The organism is Streptomyces sp. NPDC093795 (assembly GCF_044764665.1).
In the GTDB taxonomy this organism is placed as follows: Bacteria; Actinomycetota; Actinomycetes; order Streptomycetales; family Streptomycetaceae; genus Streptomyces.
In genome coordinates, this window is record NZ_JBIWIO010000004.1 from 54,902 (window position 1) to 74,734 (window position 19,833).

Consider the following 19,833-nt stretch of genomic DNA (forward strand, 5'->3'; position numbering starts at 1 on the left):
CACTCATGATCCATGGGTACCGGGGGCCAGGCCCGAACGGTCCGTCCTCCCGTGCCCCGCGGTGCACCGCCGTCGTGTGCCGCGCCGAACGATCCGGAAGAACCGGAAGAAGCTGAGGAATCACCGTGCCCCTGCCGTCGCAACGACGCCTGGCCGTGAGCGCCACCCTGATCGCCGCGCTCGCCGCGGGCGTCGTCCCCGCCACGAGCGCGTTCGCCGCCCCCGGTGCCCCCGTCTCCCCCACCGCCGCCGAGACGCCCGCCGCTCCCAAGCCCGACATGGCCGGCGTCGTCGCCGCCCTCGATTCGGCCATGGCCAACGGCGCCCCGGGGGCGATGGCCCGGTTCACCGGCCCCGACGGGGTCCGGAGCCGGACCGTCGGCGTCCAGGACCGTGTCTCGGGCGCACCCATGGACATCCAGGCGCGCTTCCGGATCGGCAGCGTCAGCAAGACGTTCTCCACGGTCGTGCTCCTACAGCTGGTGGAGGAGGGCAAGCTGGAGCTGGACACGTCCGTGAACACGTACCTGCCCGGTCTGCTGCCCGACGACCGCATCACGGTCCGTCATCTGCTGACGCACCGCAGCGGGTTGGCCGACTACACCAACGTGATGTTCGAGAAGACCGTGCCCGGCTTCGAGGCCGTTCGGAACCGGGTGTTCAGCTACCAGGAGCTCGTCGACCTCTCCCTGAGCGAGCCGCGGACCACCGAGCCCGGCGTGTCCTACAAGTACTCGAACGCCAACTTCGTCGTCGTCGGCATGCTCATCGAGAAGGCCACGGGCCGTCCCGTGTCCGACGCGTACGAGCGCCGTGTCTTCAAGCCGCTGAAGCTGCGCAAGACCTCGTACGTCCACCCCGACACCAGGATCAAGGGCACGCACGTACGCGGTTATCTGCACCCCGACGAGGCCGGCGGCGCGCTCGTGGACTCCACGGAACAGACCGTCTCCTGGGCGCAGTCCGCCGGGGCCGTCATCTCGAGCCCCGCCGATCTGAACACGTTCACCAGCGCCCTGATGCGCGGCCGGCTGCTGTCCCCGGCGATGATGGAGGCGATGACGACGGTCACGCCCACCGACGCCACCAACACCCGGTTCTACGGACTCGGCCTGCGCCGCTACGACCTGTCGTGCGGTACGCAGGTGTACGGCCACACCGGCACCGTGCAGGGCTTCTACACGTACGCCTTCTCGACCCGGGACGGCCGCCGCAGCCTCTCCGCCGTGGCGAACACCTCGAACCACGGCGCCGCCAACACGGCGCTCGGCGGGACGCTGGAGGCGGCGTTCTGCGGCAAGAAGCCCGCGGCCCCGGCGACCGCTCGCTCCGCCGCCCCGACCACGGCCGGTGACCTCACGGCGCTGCCGGCCGATCGGGACCTGCCCGAGCGGCACTGACCGGTGCCCTGAGAGGGGCGCCCCGGAGGCTCAGGCCTCGTACTCGGTGAGGTCGATCGAGTAGACGCGAAGGGGGACGTCGAAGACCGGGTGGTTCGTCTCGCGCTCCGCGGTCATACCGAGCTTGCCGATGACGTTCTCGGACGCCTGGTTGCTGATGTGCGTGATGGCGACGACCCGGTCGAGCCCGCGGTCCTGGAGAGCGAACTCCAGGACCGCGTGGGCGGCCTCGGAGGCGTACCCCTGACCCCAGAAGGGCCTGCCGAGGCGCCAGCCGATCTCCACGTCCGGCATGACCTCGGGCAGGAACTCCGGCACGGACAGGCCGGCGAAGCCGATGAGTTCGCCCGAGGCGATGAGCTCGACGGCGAAGATCCCGAAGCCCTCCTCGTCCCACTCCTCCTCGTACCGCTCGATGTCCTCGGCGGTCTGTTCCAGGTCCCGGACCGAGCCGTCGCCGATCCAGCGCATGACCTCGGGGTCGGCGTTGATCTCGGCCAGCGGGACGAGGTCGTCGTCGGTCCAGTGTCGGAGGATGAGGCGGGGGGTACGAATTTCGGTCATGTTCCCATCCTGACGCACGGAGCGAGCCGGCCGGACCACCGGCTCCTTCCGGGCCGGCGGTCCGCCCCGGGCGACTACGCGGTGGTGTGGACGAGGTCGGTGGGGTCGGTGTTGGCGCCGCAGAGGACGACGCAGATCTTCTCGCCCGGCTCGGGGCGGTAGCCGAGGTCTGTGGCACCGGGCCGGTCCGGGGTCGTGAGCGCGGCCAGGGCGGTGGCTGCGGCGTGCTCGACGGCGAGGCGGCGGTCGTCCCACAGCTCCCGGCGGACGCGGATGATCTCGGTGTCCGGGACGAGGACGGTACGGACGCCGTCCTGCCGGGCGGTTTCCAGGGCGGTGGCGGAGACGCGGCGGGCGCCGAGCGAGTCGGCCGCGACGGAGTCGACGGTCACGTCGACGGGCTGCCCGGCCCGGAGGGCGGCGTCGAGGGCGCGGCAGTTCTCGGGTTCGACGGCGACGGTCCTGATGCCGTGGTGTCGGGCGGCGGTGGCGACGCCGGCGAAGAGGCCGCCCCCGCCGACCGAGACGACGACGGTGTCGAGGTCCGGGATCCGCGCGTGGATCTCGTCGAGCAGGGTCCCGGCCCCGGCGGCAATCAGGGGATGGTCGTAGGCATGGGAGGCGAGCGCGCCCGTCTCGGCCGCGAACGTCTCGCAGGCGGTCAGTGCTTCGGCGTACTCCGTGCCGACGAGTCGTACGTCGGCGCCGAGGCCGAGGAGTTTGTCGGCCTTGACCCTGGGGGCGGTGGTCGGCAGGAAGACGGTGGCGGGGACACCTTGCCGGAGGGCGGCCCAGGCGCAGGCGAGGCCGGCGTTGCCGCCGGAGGCGATGGTGACACCGGCGGCGGGGAGGGTGCCTTCCTCCCGGTGGGCGAGGAGGAAGTTCTGCGCGCCACGGGCCTTGAAGGAGCCGGTGTGCTGCATGAGTTCCAGGGCGAGGTGGAGCGTGTACGGCCCGGTGCCGGGGCCCGCCTGGGGGGCGGGGTCGACGTCGGCCCGGGTGATCGTGACGGGGCGGACGTGACCGGCGATCCGGTCGGCGGCTGTCTTGATGTCGGCGTGCGTGAGGCTGTGCACCTGAGCTCCTGGAGGGGTGGGGTGGAGGAGAGGGGGCCGGTCGACTCCCGTGGTCCACGGGCGCCGACGGCGTCCGGTCCGCGTCAGCCGCCGCCGTGGCCGGGCAGCGACGTCGGGGCGTCCGACAGGGCGTGGGCGAGCGCCGTGGCGAACCCGTCCGCGTTGTCCAGCATCAGGTTGTGGCCCGCGCGGGGGATCTCGATCACCGGGATGCCGAACGCCGTCGCCTTCTCCGCGTCGGGGTCCGGCCGGCTGAATTCCCCGAGGAGGAAGGTGCGGGGCAGCGTGAGCGCGGCGAGGAGGTCACCCGGCGCGGGCACGCTGCCCTCGACGAGGGCGGTCGCGCTGCGGTGGACGGCGAGCGGGTCGGCGAGGCGCAGCCGGGCCACGTAGTCGGCGCGGTCGAGTGTGGCCAGCATCCGGGCGAACCCCTTCGCCACGAAGGCGTCCTCGTCCTGAGCGGCCACCGGGGAGCTGAACGCGCCGCCGCCCGCGTACAGGTTCGGCTCCGCGACCACGAGTCGGGCCACGAGGTCCGGGCGCGCCGCCGCGAGATGGATCGTCACGGCGCCGCCCATGGAGTGCCCGACGAGGTCGACGCCTGTGAGGCCGAGGTGGTCGAGGACGGCGGCCACCGCCGCCGCCTGGGACTCCATGCGGTAGTCGAATGCGGCGGGCCGGTCGCTCAGCCCGTGGCCGAGGAGGTCCACGAGCAGGGCCCGGGCGCCGCCGAGGGCCGGGTGGGCCGCGATATGGGCGAAGTCCGACGCCGCCGTGCACCCGAGCCCGTGGACGAACACCCGTACGGGCCCGTCTCCGGGCAGGTCGATCCACCGGATGTACGCCCCCTGGTCCGCGAGGAACAACTCCCGCATGCCGACCACTCTCCCCTGCGCCGCCACTCGTACCGTCAGGAGCCACCCTACGAGTCGGCGCTGACAACGCACCGGCCGGAACGGCCGGGACCCCGGCGGTCCGTCCGCTAGCGTCGGAGGGACGCGGCAGACAGCCGGTGACACCGGACAACCCCCGAAAGGATCTCCATGCCCCTCGCAGGCGAGTACGAGCCCAGCCCCTCGACGTGGGTGCGCGAACAGGTCGAGCTGTACGAATCGTCCGGCGGCACCAAGGGCACGACCATGCGTGGCCTGCCCGTCGTCCTGGTCACGAACGTCGGCGCGAGGAGCGGCAAGCTCCGCAAGACCCCGCTCATGCGGGTCGAGCACGAGGGGGCGTACGCGCTCGTCGCGTCGAACGGCGGGGCGGTGAAGCACCCCGTCTGGTACCACAACCTCGTCGCCTCGCCACTCGTGGAGCTCCGCGACGGCACGCACGTGTGGGACATGAAGGCGCGTCTGGTCACCGGCGAGGAGCGCCGGGCGTGGTGGGAGCGGGCCGTCGCCGCGTTCCCCGACTACGCCGACTACCAGCGCAAGACCGACCGGGAGATCCCCCTCTTCGTCGTCGAGCGGACCGAGTAGGAACCGGAGGGACCGCCGTCGACCCGGCCGAGCTCGCCGCCGAGCCCGGCCGGTGGTCCACACGGCGGAAGGCTGTCAGCGGCCTGCGTGTGCGGCGCGGTGGATCGTGGCGTCGAGGAGAGCGAGGGCGTCGGCGGCGGTGCGGCCGGGTGCCCGGTTCCACGGCCCGATCAGTTCCCGCCAGCCCCGTGACCGGAGTTCGGCCATGATCCAGGCGGCGGCCTCGTTCATCGTCGTCGCGCTGCCGTAGCCGAGGCGATGAGCGGCGAGCAGGGCGCCGCAGACGCATCGGGCTCCTCGGACGTCCCGCAGCTTGTACGGCGCGTTCTGCCAACCCCACTCCGTCAGGACGAGGCGCGCGTAGCCGAGGTGGACCGAGGGGCGCAGTTCTGGCTGCCCGACGCGTCGCCAGGCGTGCAGTTTGTCGGGGAGTACGGCTCCGATCCGGCCCGGGAGCCGGCGCTCGGCGGGCAGGGGCGGCGGCAGTGCGTCGAGCGCGTCGGCGACGAGCCGGTCCACGGGCAGGGTGAGCAGAGTCCGCCATCTCTCGGTGCCCGGCGCCGTGTCCGGGGCCGTGTCCGGAGCTGTGTCCGGCACGGGGACGGGGGCGCCCGCGGGCGGTGGCGTGGCGGTCAGGTCCGTGACGATCCGCTGCCAGGTGGCGCTCTCGTAGAGCGCTGCGGCCTCACGGTCGAGGGCGTCGGGGCTGATCAGGGAGGCGGAGGGGGACATCCGGGCGGCTCCTCGGTCGGGGTGGCACCATCCTTCAGCACGAATGTCGGGTTTGCGCGTTATGCCCTTGAGTACCCCTTCCGCCGATAGGGCCTTTCCGGCGCTCTTACCTATTAACCGAATTAAGGCGCATTTTCGGACATTGAACACCTGGTGACGCGACTCACTTTCCCGGGAACTCCCCCGCCTCCGGAGCCGCCGCGAGCCCCACCGCGCAAGGAAGTTCGGCGGGCCGGAAGAACGGTCGATCATGAATTCGGGGAATTCCGTGATCCTTTCGCGGGGCCCGCCGCCCCACCCATCTTGTTCTCCGTCGCATTACTGGCCTACGGTCACCTCCATTCGAGCGGATCGCCGAATCCTGCCACCGCTCGAAATACCTCCCTTTCACCCGACGGCAGGAGCGGGGGACCCACGAATACGCCGGCCCGGATTCCGGAACGGCTCGGGGTGAAGCCGCGTGCGCGCGGCCGGACATCTCCAGTCCGAACCCGACAGCTCACCCCGAAGGCGCCGGAGAGGAAACCGTCATGCCTGCACACGGTAAGCACCGCCGCCCCCGACGCCACCCCGTCTCGCGTGGAATCGCGCTGGTCGGAACGGGTGGAGCCGCCCTGGCCCTCCCGCTGATCGCCCCCGCCGCAGCCGGCGCCGCGCCCGTTTCCGGAGCTCCGGAACTCGCCGCCCGGCCCGCCGCCGCCCTCGCCGCTCCCGCCGCCGCGGCGGCCACGGCCAAGGCCCCCACCGCGCCGGCCGCCGCCCGCACCTACACGGTCGTCAGCGGCGACTCGCTTTCCCTGATCGCCCAGAAGAAGGGAATTCAGGGCGGCTGGAAGGCTCTTTACCAGGCCAACAAGAGCGTGGTGGGTGACAACCCGTCACTTATTCGTCCCGGCCTTGAACTGACGCTCGGTCGGGATTCCGCGAAGGCCGCTCCCGCGAAGGCGAAGAAGACCGGTTCGGCCGATCGGGCGAGCCGCTCCGAGCGCCGCCCCGCCGCCCCGGCCGTCGCCAAGGACACGGGCGCCTCCGCGGCGCAGGCCGCTCCCGCCGCCGCTCCCGTCCAGGCCGCCCCGGCCGCCGCCGCCCAGTACGCGAACAACCTCGACGGCTGGATCCGGGAGTCGCTGGACATCATGTCCCAGCGCGGCATCCCCGGTTCCTACGACGGGATCCTCCGCAACATCATGCGCGAGTCGTCCGGCAACCCCCAGGCCATCAACCTCTGGGACTCCAACGCGGTCGCCGGAACGCCCTCGAAGGGCCTCCTCCAGGTGATCCAGCCGACCTTCGACGCGTACCACGTGCCGGGCACGTCCACGGACCTGTTCGACCCGGTCGCCAACATCACCGCCGCCTGCAACTACGCGGCCGACCGCTACGGCTCCATCGACAACGTCAACGGGCCGTACTGATCCCGCTGGTCCCGAAGTGCCGGGTGAACCAGGAGCCGGCGAGTTCCGCCACCTGCTCCAGGGCACCCGGCTCCTCGAACAGATGGGTGGCGCCCTCCACGACGGCGAGCCGGTTCTCGCAGCGCAGCCGGGCCCCGGCCCGCCGGTTGAGGTCGAGGACCAGTTCGTCCCTGCCTCCCACCACGAGCAGCGTCGGGGCCCTGACCTGGGCCAGGTGGTCGGCCGCGAGGTCGGGCCGGCCACCGCGGGAGACGACGGCGGCCACGGAGGACGCGGGATCGGCCGCCGCCCACAGCGCGGCGGCGGCTCCCGTGCTCGCCCCGAAGTATCCGAGGGGGAGGCCGCCGCTCCCGGGCCGGCCGGCGAGCCAGTCCGTGGCCTCGGCGAGGCGGCCGGCGAGCAGCGGGGTGTCGAAGACGCGGGCCCTGTCCCCCGCCTCGGCCTCGGTGAGCAGGTCGAAGAGGAGCGTCCCGAGTCCCGCGCCGTTGAGTGCCGTCGCGACCGCCCGGTTACGGGGGCTGTGCCGGCTGCTGCCGCTGCCGTGGGCGAACAGGACGATGCCGGCGGCGTTCTCGGGCAGCGCGAGCCGTCCTGTGAGCGTGGCTCCGGCGGCGGGAATCCGTACGTCCTCCGCGTGGACGACCGGCCCACGCGTGGCCCGGTTCCGGTCCAGGCAGGCGATGACCTCGGCGTCGGGGGTCTGCGCGAAGTCCCGGTAGAACTGACCGATCGCGTAGAACAGCTCCGGCGTGTGGACGCTCACGGTCTCGTCGGCCTCGCCGCCGAGCCGGGCCGTCCATCCCGGTGGCGCGACCGGCACCGCGAGGACGATCCGGGCGGCGCCCCGGGCGCGTACGACCCGGCAGGCCGCCAGGGCCGTGGCCCCGGTCGCGAGGCCGTCGTCGACGACGAGGACCGTCCGCCCGTCGAGGGGCACGGAGGGTCTGCTGCCCCGGTAGCGCCGGGCCCTGTGGTCGAGCTCGGCGTGTTCGCGCTGCTCCACGGCGGCGAGATCGCGCGCGTCCGCCCCGGTCTCGCGCATCACCCGCTCGTTGACCACCCGTACCCCGCCCTCGCCGAGCGCGCCCATCGCGAGCTCCGGCTGCCGGGGCAGTCCCAGCTTCCGTACGAGACAGATGTCGAGCGGCGCGTCGAGGGCGTCGGCGACCTCGGCGGCCACCGGCACACCGCCACGCGGGAGACCGAGCACCACGACGTCCTGGCCCTTGAAGTGGCCGAGCCGGGTGGCGAGCTGCCGGCCCGCGTCGATCCGGTCGTTGAAGTACATGGCCGCCGTCCTTCCGCCTGCGCGGCTCCGGGCCCGTCCCCGGGCCCGGGGAGAACGTCGGCTGCCCGTCTCTCCAGCGTAGACGTGTCCTCGGCGGCGGCAGGTCAGGGGCGGAGGGTCCCGTCAGGCGGCGAGGAAGGCCTCGATGGCCTCGGCGAGGGCCTGCGGGGTCTCCTCGGGCGCGTAGTGGCCGGCGTCCTTGAGGACTTCGAGGCGCGCGTTCGGGTACCAGCGCAGCCAGGTGGCCTCCATCGCCTCGGTGCCGAGCGCGGGGTCGTGGGCGCCGACGACGAGCAGGACGGGGGTGGGGTTGTCACGGACGCGCTCGTGGAAGTCGGTGCGGGACCAGGAGTCCAGGTAGGCGCGGAAGGCTGTCGCGGAGGAGCGCCCGACGGAGCGCTCGACGAGGGTGCTCAGCCAGGCGTCGTCGTAGCGGCCGCCGGTGGTGTTGTCGATGATCGCGCGCCGGTTCGCCGGTTCCTCCGCGGCTCCGGCGAACAGCTCCCAGGTGTCGCCGTCGAGGGGGAACCCGGCGGCGGAGACGGGAGAGATGCCGATGATCGAGCGGACGCGGTCGGGGGCGTCCAGGAGCATCAGCTGTGCCGCCTTGCCGCCCATCGAGTGGCCGATGACGGAGAAGGAGTCCCAGCCGAGGTCGTCGGCGACCGCGAGGGCGTCGGCGGCGACCTCCTCCATCGTGTAGGCGCCCGTGCGGTCGAGAGCCTCGCCGTAGCCGCGGCAGTCGACGAACGCGTAGGAGCCGTCGGTGTCGCGGAGATGGGCGCGCAGCGAGGCGAAGCTGGTGCGGTCGCCGAACCAGTTGTGCAGCACGAGGGCCCGCCGGGGGCCGTCGCCCTGTACGTCGTACGGAAGAACGCGGTCCGTCATCGTGCCCCCTGAGCGCGAGATGGTGGTGGCGCCGCGCGACTGCGGGCCGGACTGACTACCGAGTGTGACTGTCCAGGCGCATGCGGTCAATACACCCAGGGGTGGAGGCCCGCCTCCGGGATGCAGGGCGTTGCCGGTGGGGGGCATGCTGGCCGTGTGACCTCGCACGGCACGTCCGGCCCCGGCCCGGCCGGCGGAACCGGGCGTCCGTCCGGGACCGGAGCCGCGGACGGGCCTGCTTCCGGTGCGCTGACCTGGGCCCTCGCGGAAGCGGCTCTGGGGGCGGTCGAGGATGTCGGTGGGTACGCGGGCGGGGTGTACCTGCGCTCCGGAACGACGGGGCTGCTCAGGCTCGCGGTCCTGGTGGGGCTGCCGGGGCCCTTGTTCCGGCCGTGGTGGCGGATGCACGAGAACCGGCCGTTCCCGGTGGCCGAGGTGCATCGCTCCGGCCAGCCCGTCCACCTCGCCGACGTCGAGGAGGCGATGCGACGGTTCCCCCAGCTGGTGGCGAGCCTGCCGTTCCCCTTCTCCTCGCTGTACGCGCCGGTCGTCGCGGGCCGTGAGCGGTTCGGGGTGCTCGTGGCCCTGCGGCCGCCGACGCCCGGGGTGCCGGTGGACGCACGGGACCGGAGCCGGATGACGCGGGGAGCGCTCCGCCTCGGCGAAGCCCTCGCCGACCTGGCCCGCCGGGGGACGGTGGTCGAATGGCCCGGCGATCCGGTGTGCGTGCAGCTGTCCACGACGGGCGCCCCGCCGGTCCGGTTCGGCTCCTTCGACTGGGACCTGCGCACGGGCACGGTCACGATGGACGCCGGGCTCCTGGAGATCCTCGGCACGGACGTGACCTCGCCGTGCTCGATCGAGGCGCTGACGGCCCTCCTCGAACCGGAGGACGGGTACGCGCTGTGGGCGGCCGCCCGGCAGGCGACGGGAGCGGACGGACGGCCGGTGGTGCGCAGGTTCCGGCTGAGGGGGCCGGACGGCGGACTGCACCTGCTCGAGGTCTCCTCGCGGGCGCGTACGAGCCCGCCGGAGTCCGCGAGCGGTGCGGGAGGCTCCTCCGGTGAGGGCGGCGGCGCCGTACGGCTCATGTGCACCCTCGTCGACCTCGGCACCGGGCTCATCGGCTCGGACGCCACGGACCGGCTGCCACGGGCGATCCTGGCGATCGACCGCCTGGGCCGCGTCACCTACGTCAACGAGCGCACCGAGCGGCTGCTCGGTCGCCCCCGCGGAGCGTTGGCGGGGCGGCCGTTGTGGGAGGCGCTGCCCTGGTTCGGTCTCCCGTTCCACGAGGAGCAGCTGCGCGCCGCCCTCGTCTCCGGTGAACCGGTGCGCTTCCTGGCCCGGCCGGAGCCCGGCCGGTGGCTGTCGGTCTCGCTGCATCCGGGGCGGGACGGGGTGACGATGGTCCTGGTCCCCGAGGAGGGGCCGGAGCGGATCACGCCGGGGTCGGACGCCGAAAGGGTCACGGACGACACCTACTCCCTGCCCGGTGACCGGGCGGTGGCCCCGTACCGGCCGGTCGCCCTCGCGATCGCGCTCTCCGAGGCCGTGACGGCCCGCCAGGTGTCGGCGGTGGTGACGGAGGAACTGCTTCCGGCGTTCGGCGGGCGCCAGTTGGCCATCTACCTGCTGAGCGACCGGCGCCTGTACCTGGCCTGGGAGACCGGTTTCCCGCCGGGGTTCCTCGAATCCTTCGACGGTGTGGCCCTGGACGCCCGGTTGCCGGGGGTGGAGACACTGACCACGGGCAGGCCGCTGTTCTTCGAGTCGATGGAGCAGCTGGGCCGGACGTATCCGGGGCTTCCGCTGGACGCCCACACGGGGGCGCGGGCGTTCCTGCCGCTGATCGCCTCGGGCCGGCCGGTGGGCTCCTGCATCCTGGGTTTCGACCGGCCGCGCGGCTTCAGTCCGGAGGAGCGGACCGTACTCACGGCGCTCGCGGGCCTCATCGCACAGGCCTTGGAGCGGGCGCAGCGGTACGACTCGGAGTCGGCGGTCGCACGGGGGCTCCAGGACGCGCTGCTCCCGCACCGGCTGCCGGTGCGGGAGGGGGTGGACACGGTGGGCCGGTACCTGCCGGGCACCCGGGGCATGGACGTCGGCGGCGACTGGTACGACGTGATCGAGACGGAGGAGGGGCGCCTCGCCCTGGTCATCGGTGACGTGCAGGGGCACGGCGTGGCGGCGGCGGCCACGATGGGGCAGTTGCGCAGCGCGGTGCGGGCGTTCGCGTTGGGCGGTCATCGGCCGCAGGACGTGATGCGCGGGACGAACCGGCTCCTGATCGACCTGGACCCGGGGCAGTTCGCGAGTTGCTGCTACGTACTCCTCGACCCCGCTACGGGCGAGATGCGGGCGGTGCGGGCCGGGCATCCGCAGCCGCTGCTGCTGCGGCCGGACGGGTCGACGGAGCTGCTCGACCTCGCGGGCGGGGTGGTGCTGGGGGTCGACGACCGCGCGTCGTATCCGGTGACGCGGCTGCGGTTGGCTCCCGGAGCGGTGCTCGCGCTCTTCACGGACGGTCTGGTGGAGCTGCCGGGCCGGGACATCGACGAGGGGATCGAGCGTCTGCGGCGGGCTCTCGCCGCGGCCGCTTCGCTGCCGCTCGCGGAGGCCGCCGACCGGGTGATCCGGGAGGCCCGGCAGGCCACGGCCCGCCCCGACGACATCGCGCTGCTGCTCGCGGCGCGCTGGCCTGAGCACGGCTGAGGATCACCCGGTCGGGCCCGTGGCACTGGTCGGCGGCCGTGCGCGCGGGGAGGCTGGGGGTGCCCGTGCCGACCTGGCCGGGCGAGTCGGGGCGGCAGCCCGAGGAGGACACGTGCAGCAGGACAAGCAGCCCGAGTACGGCCCGGTGGTGTTCCGTGACCGCTCGGCCGGGTACGCCTTTCTGACCCGGTCCACCGCGACCAGCGACCGGACCATCGAGTGGGACGACGGCGTCACGTACCCGGTGATCGACGTCGAGATCTCCTCCGAGAGCCACCCGTTCTACACGGGCAAGGCGCGGACGGTGGACTCGGAGGGGCGGATCGCCAAGTTCGAGCGGCGCTTCGGCGAGACGGGCTGAGGCTGCGGCTGCGCTTCGGTTTCCGCTGCGGCTCCGAGCTCCGGCCGCTTTTCTGAACCCGCTCGTGAAACTGGCCAGAAGGTGGCCAGTTCGCCTTCCAGGATGAGGTCACGAAGACGGCGGAGCGCTCGCGCTCCGCCGGGGACTCCCTGGAGGGGAACTGTTGTGATCGTGGTGACCGGAGCGACCGGGAACGTCGGACGACCGTTGGTGGAGCTGCTGGCCGCGGCCGGTGAGCGGGTGACGGCGGTGAGTCGGCGGCCGGCCGCCGGGCTGCCCGCGGGGGTGACGCACCGCCAGGGGGACCTGGCCGATGTGGAGGGTCTCAAGGGCCTGTTCGAGGGTGCGGAGGCGGTGTACCTGCTCGTCGCCGGCCTCGGGGACGAGCTGAGTCCGCGTGAGATCGTGGCGGCGGCGGTGGCCGCCGGGGTGCGGCGGATCGTGTTCCAGTCCTCGCAGCTGGTGGGGACGCGGACCGGTTCCGTGTCGCACGAGCTGCTGCGGGCGTTCGAGACGGCGGTGAGGGGGTCGGGTCTCGACTGGACGGTCCTGCGGCCGGGCGGATTCGCCTCGAACGCCTTTTTCTGGGCCGAGCAGGTGCGTTCGGCCCGTACGGTGGCGGCCCCGTTCGCCGATGTGGCGCTGCCGGTGGTGGACCCGGTGGACATCGCGGCGGTGGCGGCCGAGGCGCTGCGCGATCCCGCGCACGCGGGGCGGACGTACGTCCTGACCGGGCCGGTGGCGGTGTCGCCGCGCGAGCAGGTCGAGGCCCTCGCCGGGGTGGTGGGCGGCCCGGTCGGGTTCGTGACGCTGAGCGCGGGTGAGGCGCGGTCCCGGCTGGTGCGGTTCCTGCCGGAGGAGGCCGTCGACGGGATGCTGTCGGTGATGGGCGAACCCCTGGCGGAGGAGCGACGGGTGAGCCCGGACGTGGAGCGCGTCCTCGGCCGGGCGCCGAGTCCCTTCTCTGCGTGGGCGGCGCGCAACGCGCTCGCGTTCACCTGAGGGAACGTCCGAAAACGGCCCGAGACCCGCGGGCGGGGGCGGAGTGCGCGTCACGTGGACGGCGTTCCCCGCCCCGGCCGGGGTGGTCGAGCGAGGGCGCTCGGCGCCCTCCGCTCAGTTCGGGAAGGCGATCAGGCCTTCACGACGCCGGATTCGGCGATCTTGATCTTGGCGCTGGTGGCGCCGGAGCGGGAGCCGAGGCCCTCGATCTTCTTGACGAGGTCCTGGCCCTCGACGACCTCGCCGAAGACGACGTGCTTGCCGTCGAGCCAGTCGGTGACGATCGTGGTGATGAAGAACTGCGAGCCGTTGCTGTTCGGGCCGGCGTTGGCCATCGAGAGCAGGAACGGGCGGTCGTGCTTCAGCTTGAAGTTCTCGTCGGCGAACTTCTCGCCGTAGATGCTCTTGCCGCCGGTGCCGTTGCCGCGGGTGAAGTCGCCACCCTGCAGCATGAACTGCGGGATGACGCGGTGGAACGGGGAGTCGGCGTAGCCGAAGCCGTGCTCACCGGTGCAGAGCTCACGGAAGTTCTGGGCCGTCTTCGGGACGACGTCGTCGAACAGCTTGAAGGTGATCCGGCCCGCGGGCTCGTCGTTGATGGTGATGTCGAAGTAAACGTTGTCGCTCATGGGGGCATCCTTTCATCACTCGCGGACGGCGCGCGCACGGGCCGCCGCCTCTTGGGTCACGGCGCGCCGGTGCCCCGCCGCCCGATGGGGGCGCGGGGCACCGGTCGTGATGTGTGGGGGGGGTCAGAGCAGCCCGCCGGTCTTGGGGACCGGGAGTGCGCCTTCGGCGCTCTGGATGGTGTCCTCGACGATGGTCCCGACGGCCTGGTCCTCCTGGAGAAGGCCGGTGGCGCCGCCCAGGGGGCTCTCGGCGGCGCTGGCCTGCGGCGGAGGGGTGACGAGGGCGGTGACGACGCCTGCGGCGAGGGAGGCGATGGCGAGCATGCTGCGCTTCTTCATGCCCTGGTCAACTACTGAGGGGCCTCGGGGTTACGGCCGGCCGCCGCCGGATCCAGACGAGGAGCAGCAGCGAGGCGACGGCGGCGAGGGCGCACCAGGTGGAGAGGAACTCGGTCCGCCACAGCAGGGCGCAGACGGCCGCGCCTGCCCCGGTGACGAGCCCGAGGAGCCGCAGGAGGGGGTCGCGGGCGAGGAGCAACGCGCCGACGGTGGCGAGGAGGTACCCGGCGAGGACCAGGGGCGCGTACGGCAGGTCGACGGCGTAGCCGAGGGTGTGGCCCCTGACCTCGGCCGTGACGGGGCCGGTGGCGAGGCGGTACGCGAGGAACGCGGCGGTCGCGGTTCCCACGGCGAGCGGGGCGATCAGGCGTGGCCGGTCGGCGGGGCGGGCGGCGGCGAGGACGCCGGCGGGCACCCACAGGGGCAGCAGCGGGAGGGCGATCACGGCCCAGGCGAGCGTGGCGGTTCCGGTTCCGCCCGCGGCGCGCCAGACGGCGGCCTCGACGATCTGGTGGGCGCCGAGGAGCAGGGGCAGGGCGGCGAGCGGCGCGTCACCCGGGCGGCGTACGGAGGCGAGGGCGGCCACACCGACGGCGCCGATCCCGAGGCCCGCCCACAGGTCGGCCGTCGCACTCCAGCACATAGCGCCGTTTTATCCCATTTCTGATGGAACCGTACGGTTGTGGTGGGTGTCTCTGTCAGTGACACCACTGTCCCCGAGCAGGAGAAATGGGGGACGTCATGCATCACCGTCACACCCTCGCGGCCGTCGCCGCGGGAATCCTGTCGTTCGCCGGGATCGGCGCCACGATCCCGGTGGACGCCGCGACCACCCCGCCCCGGAGCGTCTCGGCCCAGGCCACGGCCCTGGTCGTCAACGCCCGCTGGGGCGGTCACGCGACCTTCGACCGGCTCGTGATCGACGTACGGGGTGTCATGCCCCCGGTCACCGTGCGCCAGGTCGCCGCGCTGTATCAGGACGGCTCGGGACAGAAGGTCCCGCTGGCGGGGAAGTACTTCCTGGAGATCAGGCTCTCCCCCGCGGCCGCCCACGACGACGCCGGAAGGTCCGTATACCAGGGCCCCCGGCTGCTGAAGATCCATCTCCCCGCGCTCAAGGGGGTCGCCCTGACCGGCGACTTCGAGGGCGTGGTCACCATCGGAGCCGCCTTCGACACCAAGCCCGCCTACAAGACCTTCCGGCTGCACGGGCCGGAGCGCTTCGTGGTCGACATCTCCCACCCGGTGGGCTGCCGGGCCTGAGAGGTACGGGGCGGGGCCCCTCCCGCCGGCGGCCCCGCCCCCCTGTACCCCGTCGTCTCAGTCCGTCAGGGGCCGGTGTCCAGGTACACCGGTACGCCGGTCCTGCGGGCGCGGTCGATCCCGACGAGGCGGCTGAACTCCCCCGGGTTCATCTCCCGCTCCCACTCGTCCAGGGTGCGCAGGCTGTACTCACTGTGCTCCTCGGGGTCGAGGACGACGGCGGCGATCTGCTCGTCCGTCAGCTCTCCGCCGTCGAAGATGAAACCGATGTGGTTGGCGGGCCACTCCTCGCCCCGGTCGGTGACGAAGTGCGTGCCGAGGAGCCGCGGCTCGCCGGTGAAGGTGAGGCCGGTCTCCTCGTGGCACTCGCGGACGGCCGTCTGCCAGGGGGTCTCCCCCGGGTCCATGTTGCCGCCGGGCCACTGCCACAGCTCGGTGCGGTAGCTGGCGCGCAGTTGGAAGGGGCGGCCCGCGGTGTCGGTGAAATACAGGCAGGCGTACGCCGTCGCTCTCGGCAGGGTCGCTACGTACTCGACGGGCGGCAGCCAGATGTTCGCCATGGGCGGCTCTCTCTCGACGGACCGATGGTTCGCCTTCATCCAAGCGGGCCCCGCGCTCCCGCCCGGCAGCTCGCGGGTCGATCACCGGATCGTGTGACCGCGGCGGTCCCGGTCGGTCCGACGGTGGTCGTGGTGCGGCGCCGCGGCCGGTGAGGTCAGGGACCGTCGGGCGGGGTCCCGGCGAGGCGGCGCCCCAGGAGGTGTTCGTGGACGAGGCGTCCGACGAGGGCGCCTCCGTACACGACGAAGCCGACTCCGACCAGCCAGGACTGGAGCACGAGGACGGTGCCGAACTGGCCGTACGTCACCGCGTTGGAGGCGATGAGCGGGGAGAACACGAGCTGGGAGAAGATCCGCAGCCCGAGGAGGCCGAGCGCCGTGAGGGCGGCTCCGGGAGCGAGGGCGCGCCAGCGGATGCGGCCGCAGAGCAGGAAGCGCTGCGACCACCAGAAGAAGACGAAGGTGCCGAGCAGGTCGGCGAGGGCGACGAGCACGGTGATCGAGGCCGGGGAGTCGGCGGGCGCCGCGGAGGCTACGAAGAGCAGGAGGGCGGCGACGAGGACGGCGAGCCAGACGACGTGTCGCCACATGGTGTGCCACCGGGCGGTGGGGAGGTCCCAGACCCTCTCGTACCCGGTCTGTACGGCGGATCCGAAGGTGACGCCGAAGGCCGCGAGGGCGGCGAGTCCGAAGGCGGTGGTGCGTTGCAGGGCCTGTCCCGGCTGGCCGAAGAGCCGCTCGACCTCCTCCTGGGAGACCTCGGAGACGCCGAGGCCCTGGACGAGCCAGCGGGCGAAGCCCTGGCCGCTCGCGAGGTCGGCCGCGGCGACGACGATGAGGAGCGGGACGAGGGTGAGCAGGCTGAGCGCCGCGAAGCCCATGGCGCGGTGCATGAGTTCCATGGCCCGGCCGCGGTTCCAGGCGAGGCCGAGGGAGGAGCCGGCGACGCGCGCGTGGAGTCGCCGGAACCAGTGGCCGTGTTCGGTCGGGGCACCGTCGTGCGGCGGACCGGGTGTGAAGCGCATGCTTCGTGAGGTACCCGGCCGGGCGGCGGGACCTGCCAGGGGTGCGGCCGAACGGGTGCCGGACGTTTCCTGGAACGGCGGGACGCGGGGCCTCGGCGGTAGAGCGGGCGGGCGGAGGGGGCGGCCAGGCTCAGGGGTGGAGCGGGCGGGCGCCCGGTCCGGGGTGGACGGTGACGTCACGGGCCGTGAGGGTGGCCTGTTCGTCGCCCTCGCACTGGACGACGACCCGGACGGGAGCGCCGCAGTCGGTGTGCCGGATGTCGAGGACGGACCCCTCGGGCTCTCCGGCGTGGGTGTCGCCCCACTGCTTGAGGGCGAGGAGCACGGGCCACAGGTCGACGCCCTTGGGCGTGAGCCGGTACGCGTACCGGGTCCGGGAGCCGGGGTCGCGGTAGGGCTCCGCACGCAGGACGCCGGCGGCGACGAGTTTGCGGAGGCGGTCGGCGAGGACGGCCTCGGAGAGCCCGAGGTGCCGGCGGAACTCGTCGTAGCGGCGTACACCGTTGAAGGCGTCCCGCAGGATCAGCAGGGTCCACTTCTCGCCGACCAGATCCAGGGTGCGGCGGACCGGGCAGTTCTCCGTGTCGGTCTCCAGCCACTTCATCGTCACACTCTAGCCACCTGACTGCGTCGTTGACAGTCAGCTGCGGCGAAAGCTAGCTTCGCCGTACAGAGCCAGCTGGGAGTCAGCCGGCCACGGCGGGCGGAGAGTGGTCATGGGGCGGTCGCGCACGGTCGAGTGGGAGGACGCCGGGGCCACCGCGCGGGCCGCCGGGACGATGGCGGGGCTCGACTTCCTGCGGGAGATGGTGGCGGGACGACTGCCCGGGCCGCCGATCTCCGCTCTGATCGGGTTCTCCCTCGAAGAGGTCGAGGACGGGCGGGCGGTGTTCGTCTTCGAGCCGGGCGAGGAGCACTACAACCCGATCGGCAGCGTGCACGGCGGCGTGTACGCGACCCTCCTCGACTCGGCGGCCGGCTGCGCGGTGCACTCGACGCTCCCGCAGGGCATGGCGTACACCTCGCTCGACCTGTCGACCCGTTTCCTCCGGCCGCTCACGTCCGGCACGGGCAAGGTCCGGGCGATCGGCACGGTGCTGTCGCGAGGGCGCAGGACCGCGCTCGCGGAGGCGGGCCTGTACGACGCGGAGGACAGGCTGCTCGCCCACGCCACCAGCACGTGCATGCTGTTCCCCGTCCCGGCGGAGGGTTCCGGCGGCACGCGCGCGTAGGTTCGCCGTACTCCCCCGCGCCCGGGCCGACGCGACCCGGCGTACGCCCGCGCGCCGGCTCAGCGCATTCCGGGGATCGGGAGGGTGCGGGTGCAGCCGTCCGGCGAGACGTCGGGGATGCCGTTGGCCTGGAGGGCGGCGCTCACCAAAGTGGCGAGCAGGTCGATGTCCGACCCGATGTCCAGGCGGACCGTCACCCACCCCGATCCGGCCCGGAGACGGACCGCGCTCGACCCCAGGAGCGCCGGGCGCAGCTTCGCGATCATGGCGCGGGTGAGGTGGACGTCCGCCTCGTGTTCACCGTGGAAATGCACGATCTCCTGTGTCGCGGTGCCCAGTCCGACCTCGGCGCCGCAATGGGCGCGGCCGGGGGTCAGCGAGGGCCAGCTCATCAGACGTTCACTGGCATGCCTGGCCGTGTTCATACGGAGGAGCGTGCCGGGCGCGGGGGCCGCGCACAAGCGTCCTGCCGGAAGAATCCCGCGCAGGCGTGAAACATGCCTCTGGCAGGGGCGGGGTGACCGTGCGTCACGGCGGCCCGTGGGGAGGGTGTGACTCCGTGTTATTGGGGTGCACGCGCGCGGATGCGTGCGGCGAGTACGGCGACGTCGTCCTCCGCGCCGTGCGCGCCGAGGCGGCGGAGCACCTCGTCGACGACCTGCCCGGGGCCGGAGCCCGCGGGGAGCCGCAGGTCCGCGAGACGGGCAAGCGACACGTCGATGTCCTCGCCGCGCCGTTCGACGAGTCCGTCGGTGAAGATCAGCAGGGTCTCGGCGGGGGTGAGCGGGCGGGTGGTCGGTTCGTAGCCGCCGACGCCGGTGCCCAGAGGCGGGCCGACCGGCAGGTCGACGAGTTCCGCCGAGCCGTCGGCGGCGAACACGGCGGGCGGGAGGTGTCCGGCGCTGGCGAAGGTGGCGGTGCCGCGGGCCGGGTCGACCCGGACGAGCAGGCAGGTGGCGGGGCGGCGGGCGTCGTCCTCGGCGACCACGGAGTCGAGGTGGCGCAGCACCCGGTGCGGGGGCAGGTCGGTGGCGGCGACGTCGCGGAGCGCCGTGCGGTAGGCGTTCATGTCGACGGCCGCGTCCAGGCCGTGGCCCATGACGTCGCCGACGACGAGGAGGCTGCGGCCGAAATGGAGCCGTACGGTCTCGAACCAGTCACCGCCCACGAGGGTGCGGGACCCGGCGGGCAGGTAGCCGCCGGCGACCTCCAGGTTGGGGTGCGGCCGGCCCGGTTCGGCGACGAGGGCGCGCTGGAGGTGGAGCGCGGTGTCCTCGGTGGCCGCGAGCTGCCGGGCATGCCCGAGGTGCCGTGCCGCGAGCCGGACGGCGTGACGGAGGATGGCCACCTCGTCCCCGGTGAAGGGCGCGCCGCCGGTCCGGGTGAGGGTGACCGCCCCGAGGGGCTCCTCGTCGTGGACGGCGAGGGGAAGGGAGAGGCGGTGGGCGGGGACGCGACCGGTCTGACCGCCGACGGCATCACCGGCCCCGGCGTCGGCGGCCCCGGCGTCGGTGGTCCCGGCGTAGGTGGCGTCGGCCCGTGTCGGCGGTTCCGCGTGGGCCGCGCGTCGTGGTGCGGCGCCTCGTTCCGGCGTCAGGTCGACCGTCGCGGCGGCGCGCAGGTGGCGGGCGGCGAACGTCGCGAGTTCGCGGCAGGTGCTCGTCTCGTCGAGCGTCGTGCCGATCTCGCCGATCGCCTGCTCCATGGCCTCCACCCTGGACAGGAGGGCCTCGTCCCGTTCCGCCACGACACCTCCGTACCCGGTCACCCCCATTGCACCAGCGGGTGGCGCCCCGCGCGCGGGACGGTTGTGCGGTGGGGCTCGATCTGATCAAGTACAGCAGAGGCTACTGGCCAGTAGAG

The 19,833-nt window shown here is 73.1% G+C and carries 22 protein-coding genes and 1 riboswitch; of the genes, 8 read left to right on the plus strand and 14 right to left on the minus strand.

Translation table 11 applies throughout. The features are described 5' to 3' along the window. The first annotated feature begins 125 nt into the window (after positions 1–125). Positions 126–1,400, plus strand: coding sequence for a serine hydrolase domain-containing protein (locus ACIRB7_RS12500; protein ID WP_403596363.1), 1,275 nt, complete (start codon positions 126–128; stop codon positions 1,398–1,400). Between the two features lie 30 nt (positions 1,401–1,430). Here the strand turns inward: ACIRB7_RS12500 and ACIRB7_RS12505 are convergent, their stop codons facing one another. The 3 genes from ACIRB7_RS12505 to ACIRB7_RS12515 form a co-directional block, all read right to left on the minus strand. After that, on the minus strand, positions 1,431–1,964 hold the full coding sequence (locus ACIRB7_RS12505) for a GNAT family N-acetyltransferase (protein ID WP_403596366.1): 534 nt from the start codon (positions 1,962–1,964) through the stop codon (positions 1,431–1,433). Between the two features lie 74 nt (positions 1,965–2,038). Further along, positions 2,039–3,040 (minus strand): threonine/serine dehydratase, encoded by a 1,002-nt coding sequence (locus ACIRB7_RS12510; protein WP_403596369.1) that lies wholly within the window; start codon positions 3,038–3,040, stop codon positions 2,039–2,041. A gap of 83 nt (positions 3,041–3,123) precedes the next feature. Continuing rightward, complete coding sequence (locus tag ACIRB7_RS12515) at positions 3,124–3,915, minus strand: alpha/beta fold hydrolase (RefSeq protein WP_403596371.1); 792 nt, start codon at positions 3,913–3,915, stop codon at positions 3,124–3,126. A 168-nt stretch (positions 3,916–4,083) separates the two neighbouring features. Here ACIRB7_RS12515 and ACIRB7_RS12520 point away from each other — a divergent pair, with 168 nt between their 5' ends. Continuing rightward, positions 4,084–4,521, plus strand: a complete 438-nt coding sequence (locus ACIRB7_RS12520; RefSeq protein WP_403596373.1) for a nitroreductase family deazaflavin-dependent oxidoreductase — start codon at positions 4,084–4,086, stop codon at positions 4,519–4,521. A gap of 75 nt (positions 4,522–4,596) precedes the next feature. Here ACIRB7_RS12520 and ACIRB7_RS12525 read toward each other — a convergent pair whose 3' ends face one another. Next, the gene (locus ACIRB7_RS12525) at positions 4,597–5,253 is read right to left on the minus strand and encodes a hypothetical protein (RefSeq protein WP_403596376.1); all 657 of its coding nucleotides are present in this window, start codon (positions 5,251–5,253) and stop codon (positions 4,597–4,599) included. A gap of 342 nt (positions 5,254–5,595) precedes the next feature. Next, positions 5,596–5,779, plus strand: a riboswitch (cyclic di-AMP (ydaO/yuaA leader). Between the two features lie 4 nt (positions 5,780–5,783). On the opposite strand from ACIRB7_RS12525, the gene ACIRB7_RS12530 reads away from it, so the two are divergent. Then, positions 5,784–6,668 (plus strand): transglycosylase SLT domain-containing protein, encoded by an 885-nt coding sequence (locus tag ACIRB7_RS12530; RefSeq protein ID WP_403596379.1) that lies wholly within the window; start codon positions 5,784–5,786, stop codon positions 6,666–6,668. Here the strand turns inward: ACIRB7_RS12530 and ACIRB7_RS12535 are convergent. Beyond that, positions 6,652–7,956: an alpha/beta family hydrolase gene (locus ACIRB7_RS12535; RefSeq protein ID WP_403596382.1), complete on the minus strand. Its 1,305-nt coding sequence runs from the start codon at positions 7,954–7,956 to the stop codon at positions 6,652–6,654. The two genes, ACIRB7_RS12530 and ACIRB7_RS12535, sit on opposite strands and share 17 nt — an antisense overlap. Positions 7,957–8,079: 123 nt before the next feature. Then, positions 8,080–8,844 (minus strand): alpha/beta fold hydrolase, encoded by a 765-nt coding sequence (locus ACIRB7_RS12540; RefSeq protein WP_403596385.1) that lies wholly within the window; start codon positions 8,842–8,844, stop codon positions 8,080–8,082. 156 nt (positions 8,845–9,000) lie between these two features. Between ACIRB7_RS12540 and ACIRB7_RS12545 the strand changes: the two genes are divergently transcribed. From ACIRB7_RS12545 to ACIRB7_RS12555, 3 genes are all read left to right on the plus strand, one after another. Beyond that, positions 9,001–11,559 (plus strand): SpoIIE family protein phosphatase, encoded by a 2,559-nt coding sequence (locus ACIRB7_RS12545; protein WP_403596388.1) that lies wholly within the window; start codon positions 9,001–9,003, stop codon positions 11,557–11,559. A 112-nt stretch (positions 11,560–11,671) separates the two neighbouring features. Then, a complete protein-coding gene (locus tag ACIRB7_RS12550; protein ID WP_351219830.1) occupies positions 11,672–11,920 on the plus strand; it encodes a type B 50S ribosomal protein L31 in 249 nt (82 codons plus the stop codon). Between the two features lie 165 nt (positions 11,921–12,085). Then, positions 12,086–12,922: an SDR family oxidoreductase gene (locus ACIRB7_RS12555; protein WP_403596391.1), complete on the plus strand. Its 837-nt coding sequence runs from the start codon at positions 12,086–12,088 to the stop codon at positions 12,920–12,922. Positions 12,923–13,053: 131 nt separating this feature from the next. Here the strand turns inward: ACIRB7_RS12555 and ACIRB7_RS12560 are convergent, their stop codons facing one another. From ACIRB7_RS12560 to ACIRB7_RS12570, 3 genes are all read right to left on the minus strand, one after another. Next, the gene (locus ACIRB7_RS12560) at positions 13,054–13,551 is read right to left on the minus strand and encodes a peptidylprolyl isomerase (RefSeq protein ID WP_403596394.1); all 498 of its coding nucleotides are present in this window, start codon (positions 13,549–13,551) and stop codon (positions 13,054–13,056) included. A gap of 123 nt (positions 13,552–13,674) precedes the next feature. Continuing rightward, the gene (locus ACIRB7_RS12565) at positions 13,675–13,890 is read right to left on the minus strand and encodes a hypothetical protein (RefSeq protein WP_403596397.1); all 216 of its coding nucleotides are present in this window, start codon (positions 13,888–13,890) and stop codon (positions 13,675–13,677) included. Positions 13,891–13,897: 7 nt separating this feature from the next. Then, positions 13,898–14,533, minus strand: coding sequence for a DUF6629 family protein (locus ACIRB7_RS12570; RefSeq protein ID WP_403596399.1), 636 nt, complete (start codon positions 14,531–14,533; stop codon positions 13,898–13,900). 98 nt (positions 14,534–14,631) lie between these two features. Here ACIRB7_RS12570 and ACIRB7_RS12575 point away from each other — a divergent pair, with 98 nt between their 5' ends. Continuing rightward, positions 14,632–15,153 carry a hypothetical protein gene (locus tag ACIRB7_RS12575; protein ID WP_403596402.1) on the plus strand — a complete coding sequence of 174 codons (522 nt, stop codon included), beginning with the start codon at positions 14,632–14,634 and terminating at the stop codon, positions 15,151–15,153. 65 nt (positions 15,154–15,218) lie between these two features. Here the strand turns inward: ACIRB7_RS12575 and ACIRB7_RS12580 are convergent, their stop codons facing one another. From ACIRB7_RS12580 to ACIRB7_RS12590, 3 genes are all read right to left on the minus strand, one after another. Further along, on the minus strand, positions 15,219–15,713 hold the full coding sequence (locus tag ACIRB7_RS12580) for an NUDIX domain-containing protein (protein WP_403596405.1): 495 nt from the start codon (positions 15,711–15,713) through the stop codon (positions 15,219–15,221). Positions 15,714–15,868: 155 nt separating this feature from the next. Then, on the minus strand, positions 15,869–16,738 hold the full coding sequence (locus tag ACIRB7_RS12585) for a YhjD/YihY/BrkB family envelope integrity protein (protein WP_403596407.1): 870 nt from the start codon (positions 16,736–16,738) through the stop codon (positions 15,869–15,871). A gap of 130 nt (positions 16,739–16,868) precedes the next feature. Further along, the gene (locus ACIRB7_RS12590; protein WP_403596410.1) at positions 16,869–17,342 is read right to left on the minus strand and encodes a winged helix-turn-helix transcriptional regulator; all 474 of its coding nucleotides are present in this window, start codon (positions 17,340–17,342) and stop codon (positions 16,869–16,871) included. A 112-nt stretch (positions 17,343–17,454) separates the two neighbouring features. Here ACIRB7_RS12590 and ACIRB7_RS12595 point away from each other — a divergent pair, with 112 nt between their 5' ends. Beyond that, a complete protein-coding gene (locus ACIRB7_RS12595; protein WP_403596413.1) occupies positions 17,455–17,970 on the plus strand; it encodes a PaaI family thioesterase in 516 nt (171 codons plus the stop codon). Positions 17,971–18,029: 59 nt separating this feature from the next. Here ACIRB7_RS12595 and ACIRB7_RS12600 read toward each other — a convergent pair whose 3' ends face one another. Next, a complete protein-coding gene (locus ACIRB7_RS12600) occupies positions 18,030–18,395 on the minus strand; it encodes a luciferase family protein (RefSeq protein WP_403596415.1) in 366 nt (121 codons plus the stop codon). A 137-nt stretch (positions 18,396–18,532) separates the two neighbouring features. Next, on the minus strand, positions 18,533–19,717 hold the full coding sequence (locus tag ACIRB7_RS12605) for a PP2C family protein-serine/threonine phosphatase (protein ID WP_403596418.1): 1,185 nt from the start codon (positions 19,715–19,717) through the stop codon (positions 18,533–18,535). Positions 19,718–19,833: the final 116 nt, after the last annotated feature.